This is a genomic window from Entomohabitans teleogrylli (genome assembly GCF_001484765.1).
GTDB classification, from domain to species: domain Bacteria; phylum Pseudomonadota; class Gammaproteobacteria; order Enterobacterales; family Enterobacteriaceae; genus Entomohabitans; species Entomohabitans teleogrylli.
This window is the reverse complement of record NZ_KQ947382.1, coordinates 76,557-95,803: the sequence shown is the minus strand read 5'-3', so window position 1 is coordinate 95,803 and position 19,247 is coordinate 76,557. Positions and strand designations below refer to the sequence as shown.

Genomic DNA, 19,247 nt, shown 5'->3' with positions numbered 1-19,247 from the left:
GTGGAGGCGCATTATAGGGCCTAATTTGGCGCTGGCAAGCGCTGATTGCAAAATATTTATCATTCGCCTGTTTTCCAGGCATTACGCCTGGTTTTCAACCTTTTTACCTGATAAATGCGCCAGCGAACGCGCAAATTCCGCAACCTGCTGCCAGTCGGTATACACAATCTCTTTACTAACATCCGTCTCTCCCCCGGTCATTTTCATGATCAGACGAATCATGAAACGGTCAAACCACCGATAGCGGGGATAGCGCAGCGCGCCGGCAAAAACGGCGCTGTAATCCGGCTTCCAGGCAGAAGAGGCTAAAAATTTACGCGTATAAGCATTGGTTTCCGGGGTCCGCTTTTCCGGTTTTCTGGCGACCAGATTGACAGAAAAGAACGCCCCGGGCAGCGCATTAAGCTGCGCGGCATAGCGATCCACAAAGGTACGCAGCGCGGGGTGAAAATGGCCATAGCGAATCGATGCGCCAATCACCACCTTATCATAGCCGGACCAGTCCAGCTCTCCGGCCTCGTGCAGATTGACCAGGACCACCGTTTCAGCATATTGCTGAAGTTGATCCGCGATACGGGTTGCAATTTCGCGGGTTTGCCCATCCCGGGTGGAAAACAAGAGCAAAGTTTTCACATCGAACTCCCTTATTACTCACGCCAGAACGTTGGGGTAAACAACACCAGTAAGGTGAATACCTCCAGACGCCCGAATAGCATATTGCCGATCAGGATCCACTTAGCCACCGGATTCATACTGGCAAAGTTATCCGCCACCACGCCAAGCCCCGGGCCCAGATTATTCAGGGTTGCGGCGACGGAAGCAAATGCGGAAAAATCATCCACGCCAGTGGCGATAATCGCCAGCATACTGATGATGAACACCAGCGCGTAGGCGGAGAAAAAGCCCCACACGGCCTCCAGGATACGCTCCGGTAGCGCGCGATTACCCAGTTTAATGCTGTAAACCGCGTTCGGATGCACCAACCTTTTCAGTTCGCGGTTGCCCTGCTTAAACAACAGCAGAATACGGATGACTTTCAGCCCGCCGCCGGTTGATCCGGCACAACCGCCAATAAATGCTGAGCACAGTAACAAAACCGGCAGGAACAGCGGCCAGCGGGCGATACTATCGGTGGTAAACCCGGCAGTAGTCGCCATTGAAACTACCTGGAAAAAGGCCTGATTGAGGGTTTGCAGCAGCGATCCGTAAGTATTGTGGACCCATAGCACCAGGGTACAGATAATAACCAGCGACAACTGTACGCCAATGAACATTCGGAATTCAGGATCCCGCCAGTAGACCTTCAGGTTACGTCCGCTGAGCAGCGCAAAGTGCAGGCCATAGTTACAGCCGGAAATCAGTAAAAATATAGCGATAATGCTGTTAATCGCCGGGCTATTAAAAAACCCGACGCTGGCATCATGTGTGGAAAAACCGCCAATAGCGATAGTAGCAAAACTATGGCCGATGGCGTCAAAGGCCGGCATACCGGCAAACCACAACGCCAGAGCGCAGGCTACCGTTAGCAACACGTATATTAACCACAGGGTCTTGGCCGTTTCGGCAATACGCGGGCGCATCTTGTTATCTTTCAGCGGCCCGGGCATTTCTGCGCGATAAAGCTGCATCCCCCCTACCCCGAGGATCGGCAAAATCGCCACCGCCAACACAATGATCCCCATGCCGCCAAACCACTGCAGCATCTGGCGGTAAAACAGAATTGCATGCGGGAGGCTATCCAGCCCGACCAGCGTTGTGGCGCCGGTGGTGGTTAACCCGGAAAATGATTCAAAGAAAGCGTCGGTGATCGTCAGATTAGGGCGTTCGGAAAAGATAAACGGCAATGACCCGACACTGCCCAGCACCGTCCAGAACAGCACCACGATCAGAAATCCCTCCCGGGGCTTCAGCTCGCTTTTTTCACGACGGTTGGGCCACCAGAGCAAAACGCCAATAGTCAGCGCTACAAAGAAGGTCTGGGTAAACGCCCTCCCCGCGCCATCCCGATAGATCAGAGCCACCAGTCCGGGAACAATCATCGTGCCGGAAAAGAGGATGACCAGCAAACCAACGATTCGGGTTATCGCGCGAAAATGCATTTCAGCCGCTTCCTTCTGGATAAGACATAAGAAATTGAGGGAGGATTATTATTCAACCGGCAGCAAATGCAATGCGCCACGGCTGACATCGGCCAGTTTTTGCGCGAACTCCTGCGCTCTGGCAGGCGGCAGCGCCAGCCTGAGCGCGACAGACGCCTGATAATCGCTGTGCACAATATGCCCCTCAACCTGGCCGAGCAATGCCTCAATCGCCGCCAGCATGGCGTATTCGCACTGCAAAGTATATTCGCTCAGGGGAACTTTGCGCAGCGTTTCAAGTTGGCTCAGCGCCTGATGAACGCCGCCGCCATAGGCTTTAACCAGTCCGCCGGTTCCCAGTTTAACGCCGCCGTAATAACGCACCACCACAGCGGTGATCTCCCCGATACCGCTCCCCATCAGCTGCGCCAGCATTGGTTTCCCGGCGGTCCCCGCCGGTTCGCCGTCGTCAGAAAATCCAAGCTGTTGCGAATCATTCGGCGCTCCCGCTACCCACGCCCAGCAGTGATGCCGGGCATCCGGGTGCGCCGCCCGAACCGATTCCACAAAAGCCTTTGCCGCCTGCGTACCACAGGTATGGGCCAGCAGCGTAATAAAGCGGCTCTTCTTGATCTCTTCAGTAACGGCGATCGGCTGAACCGGGATCGGCCAACTGTCCATCAGGCCAGTTTCAGATCGCGGGTCATATTTTCGATAGCGTTTTCATGAACAACGACATTATCTTCGATCCGAATGCCGCCATACGGTTTCAGCGCCTCAATCTTCTGCCAGTTAAAGTGCTTGCTGTACTGACCCTCGCGCCACGGTTTCAGCAACGATTCGATGAAATAGATCCCCGGTTCGATAGTCAGCACCATACCCGGCTCCAGAATGCGCGTGCAGCGCAGGTACGGGTATTTTGCCGGCGCGGCCAGATGCGTGCCGGTATCATCCTGCATAAAACCGGCGACATCGTGTACCTGCAGTCCCAGCGGATGACCAATGCCATGCGGCATAAACGGCCCGGTAATATCGGCCTCCACCATCGCTTCTTCGCTAATCCCGGTAATGATGTCATGGCGGCGCAACAGTTTAGCGATCCGCTGATGAAACTGGAGGTGATATTCGGTATAGCGAACGCCGGCTTTCATCGTCGCAATCAGCGCCAGCTGTTCGTCGTTAACATCTTTAATCAGGTTGGCGTAGTCGTTATCGCTGTGAGCCGCCCAGGTACGAGTCAGATCCGCCGCATAGCCGTTATACTCCGCGCCAGCGTCCAGCAAAAAGCTGCGCATCTCCGCCGGCGCGCGATGATCCAGCTTCGTGTAATGCAGCACGGATGCATGTTCATTCAGCGCCACAATATTGCTGTAAGGAACATCGGTATCGCGATGCCCGGTCGCGGTTAGATAGGCAAGGTTGATATCGAATTCGCCCATACCGGAAAGAAAGGCTTCATGAGCGGCACGATGACCGGCAACCGCCATCTTCTGCGCCTCACGCATGCAGCTCAGCTCATAATCGGTTTTATAAGCGCGATAGTAGTGCAGATAGTCGATCACCCCCTGGGGGTTAATGTGATCGGCGGCAATGCCCAGTTGCAGCGCTCGCTCAGGCACCGGACCAATATAGGCGATCCCGGCGCGATTTGCCGGCAACTGATGACCAATTTCCTGCGCTTTCGGCAGCGCGATGATATCAATGTCCTGAGTCCAGAAGGTGTCCGGCAACGGTTCGACGTTATGCCAGTAATCTACCGGCAGATAAAACCAGAGTTTGGGCGGATTAACGCCATCCACCAACAGCCAGCAATTCGGCACCTGGGTGACCGGCACCCACGCTTTGAACTGCGGATTAACTTTAAACGGGTAAGGATGATCATCGAGAAAAACGTTAAACAATTCACCGGAATGGATCAGCAGCGCATCCAGGTTAAAACGCGCCAGAACGTTGCGGGTACGTTCCTGTAGGGTTGCCAGATGTTCTTTATACTGCCGGGACAAAGACTCCATAATTTACCCTTCTGAATTTGATCTTAAACCTGCGCATCTTAGCACAGCCTGCCACCCCCGGAATGATTTCCCCCTTCCGTGATCGCGTTAGCAAAAAATTAAAGAGTAATTTGCAATCTGTTAACATCAACTCCACACTCCGCTTCATCTGGTACGACCAGATACCTTAACCCGATTCAGGAGGCTGACATGCTCTATCAGGGCGAAACTCTCTATCTTGACTGGCTGGAAGACGGCATCGCCGAATTGGTATTCGATGCGCCCGGCTCTGTCAACAAACTGGATACTGCGACTGTGGCAAGCCTGGGTCGTGCGCTGGATGTGCTGGAAAAACAATCTGCCCTGAAAGGCCTACTGCTGCGTTCTAATAAAGCGGCATTCATCGTTGGCGCTGATATTACTGAATTTCTGTCACTGTTCCTGGTCCCGCAGGAGCAGCTTTCCCAGTGGCTACACTTTGCCAATAGCGTCTTCAACCGGCTCGAAGATCTACCGGTGCCGACCATTTCCGCCGTAAACGGCTACGCGCTGGGCGGCGGCTGCGAATGTGTGCTGGCGACCGATTACCGTCTGGCGACGCCGGATCTGCGTATCGGCCTGCCGGAAACCCGGCTCGGTATTATGCCGGGCTTCGGCGGCTCGGTACGTATGCCGCGACTGCTGGGCGCCGACAGTGCGCTGGAAATTATCGCCGCCGGCAAAGATGTGAGCGCCGAACAGGCGCTGAAAATCGGCCTGGTGGATGGCATTGTCAAACCAGAAAAACTGCGCGACGGCGCCATCGCTATTCTGCGCCAGGCCATTGACGGCGACCTCGACTGGAGAGCCAAACGTCAACCCAAGCTGGACCCGCTGAAACTCAGCAAAATTGAAGCGACGATGAGTTTCACTATCGCCAAAGGCATGGTGATGCAGACCGCGGGTAAACACTACCCGGCGCCGATCACCGCAGTCAAAACCATCGAAGCCGCGGCCAGATTAGGCCGTGACGAAGCGCTCAAATTAGAGAATCAAAGTTTCGTTCCGCTGGCTCACACCAGTGAAGCCCGTGCGCTGGTTGGGATTTTCCTTAATGACCAGTATGTGAAAGGCCTGGCAAAACAGCTGACCAAAAACGTCGCAATTCCCGGTCAGGCAGCAGTGCTGGGCGCCGGTATTATGGGCGGTGGGATCGCTTATCAGTCTGCCTGGAAAGGCGTGCCGGTCATCATGAAAGATATCAATGATAAATCCCTGACACTGGGGATGACGGAGGCAGCCAAGCTGCTCAACAAACAGCTGGAGCGCGGCAAGATTGACGGCCTGAAGATGGCCGGAGTGATTTCAACTATCCACCCAACGCTGGACTACGCCGGTTTTGAACGCGTGGACGTCGTGGTGGAAGCGGTTGTTGAAAACCCGAAAGTGAAAAAAGCGGTGCTGGCGGAAACCGAAGACAAAGTTCGTCCGGATACGGTACTGGCCTCAAACACCTCAACTATTCCGATCGGTGAACTGGCGAGTGTACTGAAACGCCCGGAAAACTTCTGCGGGATGCACTTCTTTAACCCGGTACATCGTATGCCGCTGGTTGAAGTCATCCGCGGCGAGAAAACGTCGAACGACACCATCGCTAAAGTGGTGGCGTGGGCCAGCAAGATGGGTAAAACGCCAATTGTGGTTAATGACTGCCCGGGTTTCTTTGTCAATCGGGTGTTGTTCCCCTATTTCGCCGGTTTCAGCCAACTACTGCGCGATGGCGCGGACTTCCGCAAAATCGACAAAGTAATGGAAAAACAGTTCGGCTGGCCGATGGGGCCGGCATATCTGCTGGACGTTGTGGGTATTGATACCGCGCACCACGCTCAGGCGGTGATGGCCGCAGGCTTCCCGCAGCGCATGCAGAAAGATTATCGCGATGCCATCGACGCGCTGTTTGAGGCTAATCGCTACGGCCAGAAAAACGGCCTCGGCTTCTGGCGCTATAAAGAAGACAGCAAAGGCAAGCCGAAGAAAGAAGCAGATGCCGACGTCGATAACCTGCTGGCTGAAGTCAGCAAAGCGCGGCGCGATTTCAGCGATGAAGAGATTATCGCGCGCATGATGATCCCGATGGTTAACGAAGTGGCGCGCTGTCTGGAAGAAGGCATTATCGCCAATCCGGCCGAGGCGGATATGGCGTTGGTCTATGGCCTGGGCTTCCCTCCGTTCCACGGCGGCGCATTCCGCTGGCTGGATACCCTCGGCAGCGCGAAATATCTCGATATGGCGCAACAGTACCAGCACCTTAGCCCACTGTATGAGGTGCCGGAAGGACTGCGCAATAAAGCACGCCATAACGAACCCTACTATCCCCCCGTTGAGCCAGCTCGTCCGGTTGGCGAACTGAAAACGGCTTAAGGAGTCACAATGGAACAGGTTGTCATTGTCGATGCAATTCGCACCCCGATGGGCCGTTCAAAGGGCGGCGCATTTCGTAATGTACGCGCGGAAGATCTCTCCGCGCATCTGATGCGCAGCCTGCTGGCGCGTAACCCGGCGCTGGAAGCAAGCGCGATTGACGATATTTACTGGGGTTGTGTTCAGCAAACGCTGGAACAGGGCTTCAATATCGCCCGCAATGCGGCGCTGTTAGCGGAAATTCCCCATAGTGTACCGGCGGTGACCGTCAACCGTCTGTGCGGCTCATCCATGCAGGCGTTACACGATGCGGCACGGATGATCATGACCGGTGATGCGCAGGTTTGTATGATTGGCGGCGTCGAACATATGGGCCATGTGCCGATGAGTCACGGCGTGGATTTCCATCCGGGCATGAGCCGCAATGTAGCAAAAGCCGCAGGTATGATGGGTCTGACAGCGGAAATGCTTTCACGTCTGCACGGTATCAGCCGCGAAATGCAGGATACGTTTGCCGCCCGCTCTCATGCCCGCGCCTGGGCGGCCACCCAGTCCGGCGCCTTTAAAAATGAACTAATCCCGACCGGCGGTCACGACGCCGATGGGGTGGTGAAGCAATTTAACTACGACGAAGTCATCCGCCCGGAAACCACCGTTGAGGCACTGTCAACGCTGAAACCCGCTTTCGATCCAGTCACCGGCACTGTTACCGCAGGCTCTTCGTCCGCACTTTCCGACGGCGCCGCCGCTATGCTGGTCATGAGCGCCAGCCGCGCCCGGGAACTGGGGCTGACGCCGCGGGCGCGCATTCGCAGTATGGCCGTGGTTGGCTGCGATCCGTCCATTATGGGCTACGGCCCGGTGCCGGCATCGAAACTGGCGTTGAAAAAAGCCGGACTTAGCGCCAGCGACATCGACATTTTCGAGATGAACGAAGCCTTTGCCGCCCAGATCCTGCCCTGTATTAAAGATCTGGGTTTGATGGAACAGCTTGACGAGAAAATCAATCTCAACGGCGGCGCGATAGCGCTGGGACATCCGTTGGGCTGCTCCGGCGCACGTATTTCCACTACGCTTATCAACACCATGGAACGCCACGACGCGCAATTTGGTCTGGCCACCATGTGTATCGGGCTTGGCCAGGGGATCGCGACGGTATTTGAACGCGTATAACAGAGATTCGATTTAGTTGCCGTTTTTCCCGCCTGTCAGGGGCGGGTTTTTTATTTTCAGGCCCGAAAGATACACCGTTGATTGAACAGCAAGCAGGAAAAAGGAAAGACACACAACCTGCCGGGCTGCGATAAAAGGCCAAATTCTCAGCCTCTTAAAATGCCTGACCGCGACCAGCGCCGCGGTAGTTTGGTTTGCAGAGGGTCAGATAAAGGCGAAGGCGTCGCCAAACATACGATCTTCACGGGCATTACGCTCGTTGCAAAACAGATCGCGGGCAATTTTCGCCATCTCAAAGCGCCCGGCGATATAGATGTCGTGCTCAGCCAGAGAACCGTAATCCTGCAACACTGCGGTCAGTACTGTGCCAGTACGGCCACGCCAGTTTTCATCCGGCTGTTCCACCACCGCTTCCACACGCAGACGCGGGTAGCGAACGGATAGCGCTTCCAGCTCAGCCAGATCGTAGAGATGTTTTTCTTCGCGGCCGCCCCAGTAGATAGCAATATCGCGATTCGGATTTCTGGCCAGCGCGGTGAATAAAATGGAACGTACGTAAGAGAACCCCGTCCCGCCGGCGATCAGCACCAGTGGACGATCGTCTTCATCGCGCAACCACGCCTCGCCGTGGGGGATATCCACCACAATCTCCCGCTGTTTAAGAATGCGATCCATCACGGCCATGGCGTATAGATTCAGCTCCGAAGCACCGATATGAAGCTCGATAAAATCACGCTCTGCTGGCGTAGAGGCCATAGAGAAAGGGCGTTTATCCCGCTCATCCATGACCACCATCAGGTACTGCCCGGCCTGAAAAGAAAAGTCGGCTTCGGGCAGTAGCCGAACACGGTAAACCGTGTCAGTAATCGCTTCTACTGAGGTCACTTTACAGCTTAAGATTGTCATGCATCCCCTCTGTCGGGTCGTTAAAGCAAAACCACAACGGCCAGCGCCTCAGGCGCGCTTACCGTCATCAAAAATGGCCAGCTCATCCCAGATAGCATCGATTCGCGCGGTGATCTGGGGGTCTTTAACGATCGGTTTACCCCATTCACGCTGCGTTTCTCCCGGCCATTTATTGGTAGCATCCAGCCCCATCTTGGAACCCAGTCCGGATACCGGCGACGCGAAATCAAGATAATCAATGGGCGTATTATCTACCAGCACCGTATCCCGCACCGGATCCATGCGCGTGGTGATCGCCCAGATAACGTCTTTCCAGTCTCTGGCATTGATATCGTCATCGCAAACAATCACAAACTTGGTATACATGAACTGACGCAGGAAAGACCATACCCCCATCATCACACGTTTAGCGTGTCCCGCATACTGCTTACGGATGGTGACCACCGCCAGACGGTAGGAGCAGCCTTCCGGCGGCAGATAGAAATCAACGATTTCCGGAAATTGTTTCTGCAGAATCGGCACAAACACTTCATTCAACGCTTCGCCGAGCACCGCCGGTTCATCGGGCGGACGCCCGGTATACGTAGAATGGTAGATAGCATCTTCACGGCGAGTTATATGGGTCACGGTAAAGACCGGGAAGTTATCCACTTCATTGTAATAGCCGGTGTGATCGCCATACGGCCCTTCAGGCGCCATCTCGCCAGGCTCGATATATCCCTCAAGGATAATCTCCGCGCTGGCGGGCACTTCCAGATCGTTCGAGATGCATTTCACTACTTCAGACTTATTACCACGCAGCAGCCCGGCAAAGGCGTACTCAGACAGCGTATCCGGCACCGGCGTAACGGCGCCGAGGATGGTTGCCGGATCGGCGCCCAGCGCGACAGCAACCGGGAATCGCTCGCCAGGGTGAGCCGCCAGCCACTCCTGGTAATCCAGCGCGCCGCCGCGGTGGGAGAGCCAGCGCATGATCAGTTTATTTCTGCCGATAAGCTGTTGCCGGTAAATCCCGAGATTCTGACGCTCTTTCTGCGGCCCGCGGGTCACCACTAACCCCCAGGTAATCAGCGGCGCGGCATCGTCCGGCCAGCACTGCATAATCGGGATCCGGTTCAGATCGACCGCATCCCCTTCAATCATCACCTGCTGGCATGGCGCGCCGCGCAGGCGCTTTGTCGGCATGTTAAGCACTTGTTTAAATTGGGGCAGTTTATCGAACAGATCCCGGAACCCCTTTGGCGGTTCTGGCTCTTTAAGAAATGCCAAAAGCTTACCGACCTCACGCAACGCGGCAACATCATCCTGGCCCATCCCCATCGCCACGCGCTTTGCCGTGCCGAAGAGATTGCACAGTACCGGCATCTGGTACCCTTTTGGATTTTCGAACAACAGCGCAGGCCCGCCGGCCCGCAGCGTGCGGTCGGCGATTTCAGTCATTTCCAGATGAGGATCGACCGGCAGAGTAATGCGTTTTAGCTCGCCCTGCTGCTCAAGTAGCGTAAGAAATTCGCGTAAGTCCTGATATTTCATGCTATTTATCTTGGCTTCCCGTTAAGAGCGGTCATTATACGGCTTTCGTACAACCCATGCCGTATTTTTGTTAAATTTGCGTAAATACTTCCCCGTCATGTGACCAGCCAGTCATAATAATGGTCTTTGCTATCACTCTGGTGGGGGTTTTGTTATGCTTCGCGCCAGGCAATCATTTAAGAGTCGTTATGCAATCCTGGTATCTTCTGTACTGTAAGCGTGGGCAACTTCAGCGCGCCAGAGAACATCTTGAACGCCAGTCAGTACACTGCCTGACCCCTATGATTACCCTGGAAAAGATGGTTCGAGGTAAAAGAACAGAGGTCAGTGAACCGCTGTTCCCCAACTATATGTTTGTTGAATTCGACCCTGAGAAAATTCACACCACCACGGTGCATTCTACCCGTGGCGTCAGTCATTTCGTCCGTTTCGGCGCTCAACCTGCAATGGTGCCGGAAGCGGTGATTCACCAGTTAGAAAACTACCCGTATGACGAGGTTGTCGATCCGCAAACGCCGTGGCCGGGAGATAATGTGATTATCACTGAAGGCGCGTTCGAGGGCTTACAGGCCATTTTCACCGAACCGGACGGCGAGACTCGCTCCCTGTTGTTGTTGAATCTGCTCAACAAGCAGGTCACCCAGAGCGTTAAAAACACTGATTTTCGAAAGCTGTAGCTCTGAGCACGCTGTATCACTTCCGCGCATCAGAATGCGATCCCGAACACACGTCGGACATTTTCTTCAGTTATCTTTTCCAGCCATTCGGCGTCTTCCTGGCGCCATGCAGCGACCTGCCGGAGAATATGCCCGAGCCATAGCGGTTCGTTGCGACGCGATGCCGGTTTTGGCTGGAGATCGCGCGGTAGCAAATAAGGCGCATCGGTTTCCAGCAGTAGACGTTGCGCCGGAATCATCGGTAACAGCGCGCGCAACGCCAGCCCGCGACGCTCATCGCATACCCACCCGGTAATCCCCAGATATAACCCGCGATCCAGGCAATCACGCGCCTCCTGAGCCGTACCGGTAAAACAGTGCAGCACGGCGCCCGACAGTTTATCCAGCCAGGGATCGAGCAGTTGTAAAAAGCGCTCATGGGCGTCACGGCAGTGCATGAAAACCGGCAGTCCTGTCTCTGCCGCCAGCGCGAGTTGCCCGGTAAACGCCTGCTCCTGCTGCTGCGGGGTGGAAAAGTTGCGATTAAAGTCCAGACCACACTCGCCGATCGCCACCACCTGCGGCGCGCGCGCCAGATGGGACAGTTGCCCGGCGCTCTCTTCCCCCCACGTAGAAGCGTCGTGGGGATGAATGCCGGCAGTGGACCAGCAGCCAGGGTAACGCTGCGCCAGTGCCAGCGCGCGTTCGCTCTCGCGCAGGCTGGTGCCGGTTATCAGCATACCGCTGACCCCCGCTTCCCGGGCCCGCAGTACTACATCATCACTGTCTTTGACGAATTGTGAGCTGGTGAGATTAACGCCGATATCAAACATGGTGATTACCTTAAAGAAATGCCCGCCGTGGGCGCCAGCAGATTCCGCCCGCCAGAAACCTTTCCGGGGAGCCCGGACATCCGGCAAAACATCTGTTTGCGAATATTCCGCTGTGAAGCGCCGGGCTTTGCTACGCCCGGAAACCACAACCGCCCGGTTAAGGGCGGTTGATGATTATTCGCTACGGGCTTCGCCGTCGGCCTCTTCGTCTTCAGGGTCTTCCGGGGCCCGGCGCTTGCCGACATAAAACCGGGAACAAAACACCCCAACTTCGAACAGGAAATACATCGGTATCGCCAACAGCGTCTGGGAAAAAACATCCGGCGGCGTCAGTAACATTCCGACGACAAAAGCTCCCACCAGAATATAAGGGCGCTTCTTTCTTAGGTCGTCTGGCGTAGTAACGCCCATCCAGCACAGCAGCACAATGGCGACCGGCACCTCAAAGGAGACACCAAACGCCATGAACAACGCCATCACAAAGCTCAGGTAGCTGGCAATATCGGTAGAAACCACCACACCTTCCGGCGCGGTATTGGCCAGGAAGCCAAATGCCAGCGGGAAGACGACAAAATAGGCAAACGCCATACCGATATAAAACAATAAGGTACTGGAAACCAGTAGCGGTACGATCAGGCGCCGCTCGTGTTTATACAACGCCGGCGCGATAAATGCCCACACCTGGTAGAGAATCACCGGCACCGAAAGAATCACCGACACCATGATAGTCAGCTTGATCGGCGTAAAAAACGGTGAAGCCACATCAGTGGCGATCATATTCGCACCGGCAGGCATCTTGCTGATAAGCGGCGCTGAAATCAGATGATAAATATCGTTGGCGAAATACACCAGGCAGAGAAATATCACCAGAATGGCCAGCATGCAGTTCAGTAACCGCTTACGCAGCTCAATCAGATGACTGATTAACGGTTGAGTATCTTCTACGGCCATGTTCAGGATTTATCTGCTGGAGATTGGGGGGAGGCCGGCGCTTTTTCTACCCCGGCGTATTCAGGTTCTGCGGAGGCTGCCACCGCAGGCTGCGGCGTCGCAGGAGCAGGAGCGCTCTTCGCGATCGCCTCCGCTTGCGGCTTCTGCTGCGGCGCGCTGGACTGAGTTTCCGCCGTCGCTGGCGTCACGCCATCGCGCGATTCGCCAGTGCTGACAACCGGATTATGAATGGTATGAGCCTCGTCGCTTTCTTTCTCAGGATCGTCCTGACTATAAGAGCGCTTCATAGACTCCGCCGCTTTACGCAGCTCGTCCATCGACTCTTTCAACTCCGGTGTGAGGTTATTCAGGCTGGCCTTTTCAACTTTCTTCAGGCTGTCCTGAAACTCCTGCAGTTTTAACTCCTGCGTCAGTTCATTCTGAACTGTCGTCGCCAGCGATCTCAGCGCGCGCACCCACCCGGCAACCGTTTTTACCGCCACCGGTAAACGTTCCGGCCCCAGAACAACGAGGCCGATAATAAATACCAGGACGAGTTCGCTAAAACCAATATCGAACACGGATTACACCTGCTCTTTATCGTTGCTCTTCGCTTCGTCTTTCTTTACATCACTGTCTTTTTCAGAAAGCGCTTTGGTGGTGAAGTCCGCATCCTGTGCAGATTTCTCTTTTTCTTTGTCATCGTCGTCATTCATGGCTTTTTTAAAGCCTTTAATCGACGCACCCAGATCGGAGCCCAGGGAGCTCAGCTTTTTGGTGCCAAACAGCAAGACCACAATGACAACAATAATTAACAATTGCCAAATACTGATACCACCCATAATGTTCCTCTACTCAGTCGTGTTTCCATTTCTGCCACAGTATACGGTACGTGGGCAGTAAATGACGATGTTAATTCAGACCGTGCGGCGCCAGCCGATGACCCAGGAGACAAATCCCCCCGCCATCAGACAGGCAGTCACGACATCCCAGTCTGGTCGATTTATCAGCAATAATGTACCACTAATAATCAACGTAGCCCCAATAGCGAATAAATAACGCGATTGCCCTTGCCGCACGCGATGCGTATGGATTTCCCGGGCGATTTTATCAACACTTTGCTGTAATTGTTTGCCCTGGCGCAAACTGTCGTATACCAGCTCCGGAATTTCAGGCATTTTCTCGACCCAGAACGGGGCTTTTTCTTTAAAAGCGCGTACCAGCGCCGGAAAACCGACCTGTTCCTTCAGCCACGACTCCAGGAAAGGTTTCGCCGTTTTCCACAAATCCAGTTGCGGATAAAGCTGCCGCCCGACCCCTTCGACATAGAGCAGCGTTTTCTGCAATAGCACCAGTTGCGGCTGTACTTCCATATTGAAGCGACGCGCCGTGTTGAACAAATTTAACAGCACATGACCAAAGGAGATCTCCGCCAGCGGCTTTTCAAAGATTGGCTCGCACACGGTACGGATAGCGAATTCAAACTCCTCCACGTTGGTATCCAGCGGAACCCAGCCGGAATCCACATGTAATTCAGCCACCTTACGGTAATCCCGGTTGAAAAACGCGATAAAGTTTTCCGCCAAATAACGCTTGTCGTTTTTGTTCAGCGAACCAACAATCCCACAGTCAATCCCAATATAGCGGGGATTCTCAGGATGTTCGTAACTGACAAAAATATTGCCCGGATGCATATCAGCATGGAAAAAGCTGTCCCGAAAGACCTGAGTGAAGAACACCTGCACCCCACGTTCAGCGAGGAGCTGCATGTTGGTCCCCATTTTTTCCAGCGTAACAACATCAGAAACCGGCACCCCGTAAATCCGCTCCATCACCATCATATCCTGATTGCAGTAATCAGGATAAACCTCCGGGACATAGAGCATCGGGCTATTGTCGAAATTACGCCGCAGTTGAATCGCATTCGCCGCCTCGCGAGCCAGATTAAGCTCATCAAGCAGCGTTTTTTCATACTCGCGCACCACCTCTGTCGGGCGCAAACGACGGCCATCCGGCAATAGGCGAGGCACCCAGCGAGCGAGGCGATAAATCAGCTTCATATCCGCTTTGATCACCGGAAGGATATCCGGACGGATAACCTTAATCACTACCTCTTTACCGTTATCTTTCAGGCGCGCGGTATGAACCTGAGCAATAGAGGCCGACGCCAGAGGGGTAATCTGGAAATCATCAAACCAGGCTTCTACCGACAAGCCGCCCATCGCTTTTTCAATCTGCTTTTTCGCCAGCGCCCCGTCGAAGGGCGCAACGCGATCCTGCAACAATTCCAGTTGATCGGCGATATGAGGCGGGAACAGATCGCGGCGCGTCGAAAGCATCTGGCCAAATTTAATCCACACCGGCCCCAGTTCCTGTAGCGCCAGGCGTAAGCGTGCGCCAAGCGGCTTTTCCTTGTGGCGACACGGTATCCAGAACAGCATCCGTCGCCAGATGCGCAGCGGCAGCGTGATACGCATTCTGGGGATCAGCTCATCAAGCCCATAGGTTAAAAAAGTATGGACGATGAAATAGAGGCGCCGAATTTCTCCTGGCGTCATTTGCCCTCCAGTCTGTCCAGACGTTTTTCCAGCGCATCCAGTTCCCTGGCCAGCGCCGCGACTTCCTCATCGAACCAGGCGACCTCAAGAGACCCCGGCGCCATACGCCACTCTTCGGTCAACGCCTGCGCCAGGTACTGCTGCTGACGCGCCACGCCGTGGCGCAGCAAACGCCCACCGCCGCGCATGACTTTACTTACCCCTTCAGCCACGATATCGCCCGTCCATGGCGCCAGCAGTTCCGCCAAATCGAATTCCGCCAAATCCAGCAGCGCTGTCAGATTCTGAACCACCTGAATATCGCCTTTAACCTCCAGACTACCGCTACGAATCAGCGACGTCAGTTGCTGACGATTTCTCAGCTCCGGCAATACGCTGACCCGGGTCACCACCGTGCAGTCAGCTTCGCCTTCCCAGGCCGCCAGCACATCCAGTTGTCGCTCGCTAAAAACCAGCACCAGCGGCGTGGAAAACCCATCGAGTTCAATGCGCAGAACCTTGCCCAGTAAGCGCTGGCGCGGTGCTTTCAGGGCGTTATCGCGATAGAGAAAGGCGTTAAGCCCCTGTTCCAGCGCGGCGGTAATCAGCGGTGCGAATGGCATATTTCTTCTCCGCTCAGAACTTATAGCCGCGATGCAGCGCGACAATGCCCGCCGTCAGGTTGTAGTAAGAGACGTTTTCATATCCCGCCTCTTGCATCATGTCTTTGAGGGTGTTCTGGTCGGGATGCATACGGATAGACTCCGCCAGATAGCGATAACTCTCCGCATCCTGCGCCACCACTTCGCCAATCCGCGGCAGCACGTGGAAAGAGTAGGCATCATAGGCTTTGCTGAGCGGCTCAAAAATCGGTTTGGAAAACTCCAGCACCAGCAGACGACCGCCCGGCTTCAGTACCCGGAACATCGAACGCAGCGCTTTTTCTTTGTCTGTAACATTGCGCAGCCCGAAAGAGATGGTGATGCAGTCAAAAGTATTGTCCGGGAAAGGCAGAGCCTCAGCATTAGCCTGCACATAATTCACATTGCCCACAACGCCGAGATTACGCAGCTTTTCACGCCCCATTTTCAGCATGGAGTCGTTAATATCCGCCAGAACTACCTCACCGGTTTCCCCCACCAGGCGGGAAAACTTCGCGGTCAGATCGCCGGTTCCGCCCGCCAGGTCCAATACCCGCTGGCCGCGGCGCACGCCGCTGCAATCAATTGTGAATCGCTTCCACAGGCGGTGGATACCGAATGACATCAGGTCATTCATCATGTCGTATTTCGCCGCCACGGAATGGAAGACATTCGCCACCATATTGGCTTTCTCGGCTTTGGCTACAGTACGGAAGCCAAAATGCGTTGTATCCTGTGAATCCTCAACCATCTCTGAGCCTGCTTATCAAAAAAATGTTCGTGAAGTGTAACAGATTGGCCGCGTTTACCCTACCGCCAGCCAGACCACCATGGTACACGCTCACCCTTCGCCATTTGAACGGCGCAATGTGCTGTCAAACGCCGCAATGGCCCCGGACGCCTCCGCCGCTTCCGCTGTCGGGGCCGCTCCTGGATCGCTCTGTCGCGCCTGCTCCAGCAGATCCGCATTAATCTCTTTTTTGATTTCCACCCCCTGGTGGCGGAAAGCATCGGCCTGCGCCAGCAGGTTACCGCGCCCCTGAGAGAGTTTTTTCATCGCCTGGCGATAATTGTCCTGCGCTTTATCCAGACCGTGACCAATGGCCGACATATCATCGACAAACAGTCTCAGCTTGTCATACAGGCGCGCCGCCCGTTCGGCGATCTGCTGGGCATTGCGGCTCTGGTGCTCATAGCGCCACAGATTGGCAATAGTACGCAACGCTACCAGTAGCGTGGTGGGGCTGACCAGCATAATATTATGCCGCAGCGCTTCGCTAATCAGCTCCGGCTGGCGATCAATCGCCACCAGGAACGCGGGTTCAACGGGGATAAACATCAGCACATAATCCAGCGAACGCAGCCCGGGAAGCTGATGATAATCTTTACGTCCCAACAGGCGCATATGACTACGCACCGACGCAATATGCTCATTCAATGCCTGTTCACGGGAGAGTTCGTCTTCGGCATTAAAGTAGCGCTCATAGGCCACCAGCGTCATCTTGGCGTCAATCACCACATCCTTGCCCTGTGGCAGTCGCACAATCACATCCGGCTGGAGCCGCGCCTGGTTCTCTGTCTGGATATTAACCTGGGTCTGATACTCATGCCCTTCCCGCAGTCCGGACGCCTCCAGCACCCGGGAGAGAACCACTTCCCCCCAGTTACCCTGAGTTTTATTGTCGCCTTTCAGCGCCCGGGTAAGGTTTAGCGCCTCCTGGGCCATACGGGCGTTAAGCTGCTGTAAATTGCGGATTTCATAGGCCAGGGTATGGCGCTCCCGGGCCTCCTGGCCAAAACTCTCCTGCACCTGGCGGCGAAAACCGTCCAGTTGTTCGCGCAGCGGCGTCAGCAATCCGTGCAGGCTCTGGCGATTCTGCTCGTCCACCCGGCGATTACTGTGTTCAAAGATACGGTTGGCGAGATTTTCAAACTGCTCGCTGAGGCGCTGTTCACTGTTGATCATCTGGCGCACCTTTTCTTCGGCGCTGATGCGCGTCTCCTCCAGACGGGTAGAAAGTTCGCGCAGGTCGGCCTCCTGAGCGCTGTTAATTTCCAGTTGGTTTCTCAGCTCGCGATTCAACTGTTCACACTCTTCCCGCCAGTGCTGATTCTGCGCCAGCTCCTGACGTGTCGCCATCAGTTCGCCATAAATATCGCGCTGCTCCGCCTGCATTTCCGCCTGCTGCTGCGCGGCGCGCAGCCCGCTGGCCAGCCAGCCAAACAGCCCACCGGCGACGAGGGCAGCCAGAATATAAACAAGAGTGAGATCCACAATGCCTCCGCAAGACCATTTAATCAGGCAAACTAAAATTCTGCTGTATAAATGTCCAGATGAAAAGCGATTTCCTGCGAGGTATTACGCAATATATCAGGGAGAGAGCGACGCACGTCGCTTTTAAGGAGGAGACAAGCGCCGGTTTCACCGCGCGCCGCCCAGGGGTGCCGGGAAGTCAATCTGGCAACGGTTGCTGTGACCCTAAGCGCGGCGCAGAGACAACAAAGCCCAAAAGCGGGCTTTTTGGGCTTTGTTAACCATCCGCCCGGCCCCGTCTGGCACAGGCACAGACAGTAATATCAGATCAGACGGCGGGCAGCTTCCACGACGATTTGCACCGCATGGCTTTCGGTCTGCTTCATGGTTTCGCTGTTCGGGATCTCCTGCTGAGTGCGGTTGACGATCACCCCAGCCACCATCCCGGCGCGTAGCCCCTGGCTGGAGCACATAGTCAACAACGTTGCCGATTCCATTTCATAGTTCATGACGCCCATCGACTGCCACTCTTCCATGGAGCCTTTAAACTGACGTACGACCCGACCGGAGAACGTGTCATAACGTTCCTGGCCCGGATAAAAGGTATCTGAAGAAGCCGTTACGCCAATATGCGTCGTCGCGCCGACGGCCTTTGCGGCCTCAACCAGCGCCGTGGTACAGGAGAAATCCGCCACTGCCGGGTATTCCAGCGGCGCGAAATGCAGGCTGGCGCCGTCAAGGCGAACCGACGCCGTCGTGACCAGCACATCGCCGACATTGATATGCGGCTGAATCGCGCCGGTGGTCCCCACGCGCAGGAAAGTGCGGATACCAAGCTGAGCCAGCTCTTCAACGGCAATAGACGTGGAGGGGCCGCCGATACCGGTCGAACAAACGATCACCGGCTTACCGTCAAGCTCGGCGCGCCAGGAGGTGAATTCACGATGCGATGCCAGCTTCACCGGTTTTTCCATCAGCGCGGCAATTTTTTCTACTCGCTCAGGATCCCCCGGCACAATGGCCAGCGTTGCGCCCTGCAGGTCGCCTTTGGTCAGGCCGAGGTGAAATACGTCAGACTTAGACATAACAGACTCCTCTGTAGTCAGTTTTCAGGAGAAGCAAAGCGGTACTGTACAGAACACATCAGCAAATTTTCGTGACTGAGTTCACCTGAAATGAAATATGTTACATAAACGAGAATTTAATTAGTGATCATACTCACAAAACAGAGCCAGGTTATCCGTGTGATGTATAACACAAGGCGACTTTTGCGCCACTTCTCCCGCAATCTATAGTTGTTCACATGCGACTGATT

18 protein-coding genes are annotated in these 19,247 nt (G+C 55.0%); 3 read left to right on the top strand and 15 right to left on the bottom strand.

All coding sequences use genetic code 11. The features are described 5' to 3' along the window. Nucleotides 1-81: 81 nt before the first annotated feature. Genes hemG through pepQ form a run of 4 tightly spaced genes read right to left on the bottom strand, consistent with a single transcriptional unit; the run spans nt 82 to nt 4,090 of the window. Nucleotides 82-633, bottom strand: a complete 552-nt coding sequence (hemG, locus tag AQ981_RS11155) for a menaquinone-dependent protoporphyrinogen IX dehydrogenase (protein WP_058911827.1) — start codon at nt 631-633, stop codon at nt 82-84. Nucleotides 634-647: 14 nt separating this feature from the next. Then, nucleotides 648-2,099, bottom strand: coding sequence for a Trk system potassium transporter TrkH (trkH, locus tag AQ981_RS11150; RefSeq protein ID WP_058911826.1), 1,452 nt, complete (start codon nt 2,097-2,099; stop codon nt 648-650). A 48-nt stretch (nt 2,100-2,147) separates the two neighbouring features. After that, nucleotides 2,148-2,759: an IMPACT family protein gene (locus AQ981_RS11145; protein WP_058911825.1), complete on the bottom strand. Its 612-nt coding sequence runs from the start codon at nt 2,757-2,759 to the stop codon at nt 2,148-2,150. Continuing rightward, on the bottom strand, nt 2,759-4,090 hold the full coding sequence (gene pepQ, locus AQ981_RS11140) for a Xaa-Pro dipeptidase (RefSeq protein ID WP_058911824.1): 1,332 nt from the start codon (nt 4,088-4,090) through the stop codon (nt 2,759-2,761). Before pepQ ends, AQ981_RS11145 begins: the two co-directional genes overlap by 1 nt. Nucleotides 4,091-4,279: 189 nt before the next feature. Between pepQ and fadB the strand changes: the two genes are divergently transcribed. Further along, a complete protein-coding gene (gene fadB, locus AQ981_RS11135; protein WP_058911823.1) occupies nt 4,280-6,469 on the top strand; it encodes a fatty acid oxidation complex subunit alpha FadB in 2,190 nt (729 codons plus the stop codon). 9 nt (nt 6,470-6,478) lie between these two features. Next, a complete protein-coding gene (gene fadA, locus AQ981_RS11130) occupies nt 6,479-7,642 on the top strand; it encodes an acetyl-CoA C-acyltransferase FadA (protein ID WP_058911822.1) in 1,164 nt (387 codons plus the stop codon). 204 nt (nt 7,643-7,846) lie between these two features. On the opposite strand, the gene fre is transcribed toward fadA, so the two are convergent. Together fre and ubiD are read right to left on the bottom strand one after the other, a co-directional pair. After that, nucleotides 7,847-8,548, bottom strand: coding sequence for an NAD(P)H-flavin reductase (gene fre, locus AQ981_RS11125; protein WP_058911821.1), 702 nt, complete (start codon nt 8,546-8,548; stop codon nt 7,847-7,849). A gap of 48 nt (nt 8,549-8,596) precedes the next feature. Further along, entirely contained in the window at nt 8,597-10,090 is a 1,494-nt protein-coding gene (gene ubiD, locus AQ981_RS11120) for a 4-hydroxy-3-polyprenylbenzoate decarboxylase (RefSeq protein WP_058911820.1), read from the bottom strand. A 179-nt stretch (nt 10,091-10,269) separates the two neighbouring features. On the opposite strand from ubiD, the gene rfaH reads away from it, so the two are divergent. Beyond that, nucleotides 10,270-10,758, top strand: a complete 489-nt coding sequence (rfaH, locus tag AQ981_RS11115; RefSeq protein WP_058911819.1) for a transcription/translation regulatory transformer protein RfaH — start codon at nt 10,270-10,272, stop codon at nt 10,756-10,758. 29 nt (nt 10,759-10,787) lie between these two features. Here the strand turns inward: rfaH and tatD are convergent, their stop codons facing one another. From tatD to udp, 9 genes are all read right to left on the bottom strand, one after another. Further along, a complete protein-coding gene (tatD, locus tag AQ981_RS11110; protein ID WP_058911818.1) occupies nt 10,788-11,570 on the bottom strand; it encodes a 3'-5' ssDNA/RNA exonuclease TatD in 783 nt (260 codons plus the stop codon). Between the two features lie 174 nt (nt 11,571-11,744). Continuing rightward, entirely contained in the window at nt 11,745-12,521 is a 777-nt protein-coding gene (tatC, locus tag AQ981_RS11105) for a Sec-independent protein translocase subunit TatC (RefSeq protein WP_058911817.1), read from the bottom strand. A gap of 2 nt (nt 12,522-12,523) precedes the next feature. Further along, nucleotides 12,524-13,081 carry a Sec-independent protein translocase protein TatB gene (tatB, locus tag AQ981_RS11100; protein ID WP_058911816.1) on the bottom strand — a complete coding sequence of 186 codons (558 nt, stop codon included), beginning with the start codon at nt 13,079-13,081 and terminating at the stop codon, nt 12,524-12,526. A 3-nt stretch (nt 13,082-13,084) separates the two neighbouring features. Continuing rightward, a complete protein-coding gene (tatA, locus tag AQ981_RS11095; RefSeq protein ID WP_058911815.1) occupies nt 13,085-13,342 on the bottom strand; it encodes a Sec-independent protein translocase subunit TatA in 258 nt (85 codons plus the stop codon). A gap of 75 nt (nt 13,343-13,417) precedes the next feature. Then, nucleotides 13,418-15,058: a ubiquinone biosynthesis regulatory protein kinase UbiB gene (gene ubiB, locus AQ981_RS11090; RefSeq protein WP_058911814.1), complete on the bottom strand. Its 1,641-nt coding sequence runs from the start codon at nt 15,056-15,058 to the stop codon at nt 13,418-13,420. Beyond that, the gene (gene ubiJ, locus AQ981_RS11085) at nt 15,055-15,660 is read right to left on the bottom strand and encodes a ubiquinone biosynthesis protein UbiJ (RefSeq protein ID WP_058911813.1); all 606 of its coding nucleotides are present in this window, start codon (nt 15,658-15,660) and stop codon (nt 15,055-15,057) included. Before ubiJ ends, ubiB begins: the two co-directional genes overlap by 4 nt. A gap of 13 nt (nt 15,661-15,673) precedes the next feature. After that, on the bottom strand, nt 15,674-16,429 hold the full coding sequence (ubiE, locus tag AQ981_RS11080; RefSeq protein ID WP_058911812.1) for a bifunctional demethylmenaquinone methyltransferase/2-methoxy-6-polyprenyl-1,4-benzoquinol methylase UbiE: 756 nt from the start codon (nt 16,427-16,429) through the stop codon (nt 15,674-15,676). 90 nt (nt 16,430-16,519) lie between these two features. Further along, entirely contained in the window at nt 16,520-17,953 is a 1,434-nt protein-coding gene (gene rmuC, locus AQ981_RS11075; protein WP_058911811.1) for a DNA recombination protein RmuC, read from the bottom strand. A gap of 302 nt (nt 17,954-18,255) precedes the next feature. Further along, nucleotides 18,256-19,017, bottom strand: coding sequence for a uridine phosphorylase (udp, locus tag AQ981_RS11070; RefSeq protein ID WP_058911810.1), 762 nt, complete (start codon nt 19,015-19,017; stop codon nt 18,256-18,258). Between the last annotated feature and the right edge of the window lie 230 nt (nt 19,018-19,247).

Coding starts and splice junctions, on each gene's coding strand:
- trkH (WP_058911826.1), bottom strand. CDS start 2,099: ATGCATTTTCGCGCGATAACCCGAATCGTTGGTTTGCTGGTCATCCTC.
- AQ981_RS11145 (WP_058911825.1), bottom strand. CDS start 2,759: ATGGACAGTTGGCCGATCCCGGTTCAGCCGATCGCCGTTACTGAAGAG.
- pepQ (WP_058911824.1), bottom strand. CDS start 4,090: ATGGAGTCTTTGTCCCGGCAGTATAAAGAACATCTGGCAACCCTACAG.
- fadB (WP_058911823.1), top strand. CDS start 4,280: ATGCTCTATCAGGGCGAAACTCTCTATCTTGACTGGCTGGAAGACGGC.
- fadA (WP_058911822.1), top strand. CDS start 6,479: ATGGAACAGGTTGTCATTGTCGATGCAATTCGCACCCCGATGGGCCGT.
- fre (WP_058911821.1), bottom strand. CDS start 8,548: ATGACAATCTTAAGCTGTAAAGTGACCTCAGTAGAAGCGATTACTGAC.
- rfaH (WP_058911819.1), top strand. CDS start 10,270: ATGCAATCCTGGTATCTTCTGTACTGTAAGCGTGGGCAACTTCAGCGC.
- tatD (WP_058911818.1), bottom strand. CDS start 11,570: ATGTTTGATATCGGCGTTAATCTCACCAGCTCACAATTCGTCAAAGAC.
- tatC (WP_058911817.1), bottom strand. CDS start 12,521: ATGGCCGTAGAAGATACTCAACCGTTAATCAGTCATCTGATTGAGCTG.
- tatA (WP_058911815.1), bottom strand. CDS start 13,342: ATGGGTGGTATCAGTATTTGGCAATTGTTAATTATTGTTGTCATTGTG.
- ubiB (WP_058911814.1), bottom strand. CDS start 15,058: ATGACGCCAGGAGAAATTCGGCGCCTCTATTTCATCGTCCATACTTTT.
- ubiJ (WP_058911813.1), bottom strand. CDS start 15,660: ATGCCATTCGCACCGCTGATTACCGCCGCGCTGGAACAGGGGCTTAAC.
- ubiE (WP_058911812.1), bottom strand. CDS start 16,429: ATGGTTGAGGATTCACAGGATACAACGCATTTTGGCTTCCGTACTGTA.
- udp (WP_058911810.1), bottom strand. CDS start 19,017: ATGTCTAAGTCTGACGTATTTCACCTCGGCCTGACCAAAGGCGACCTG.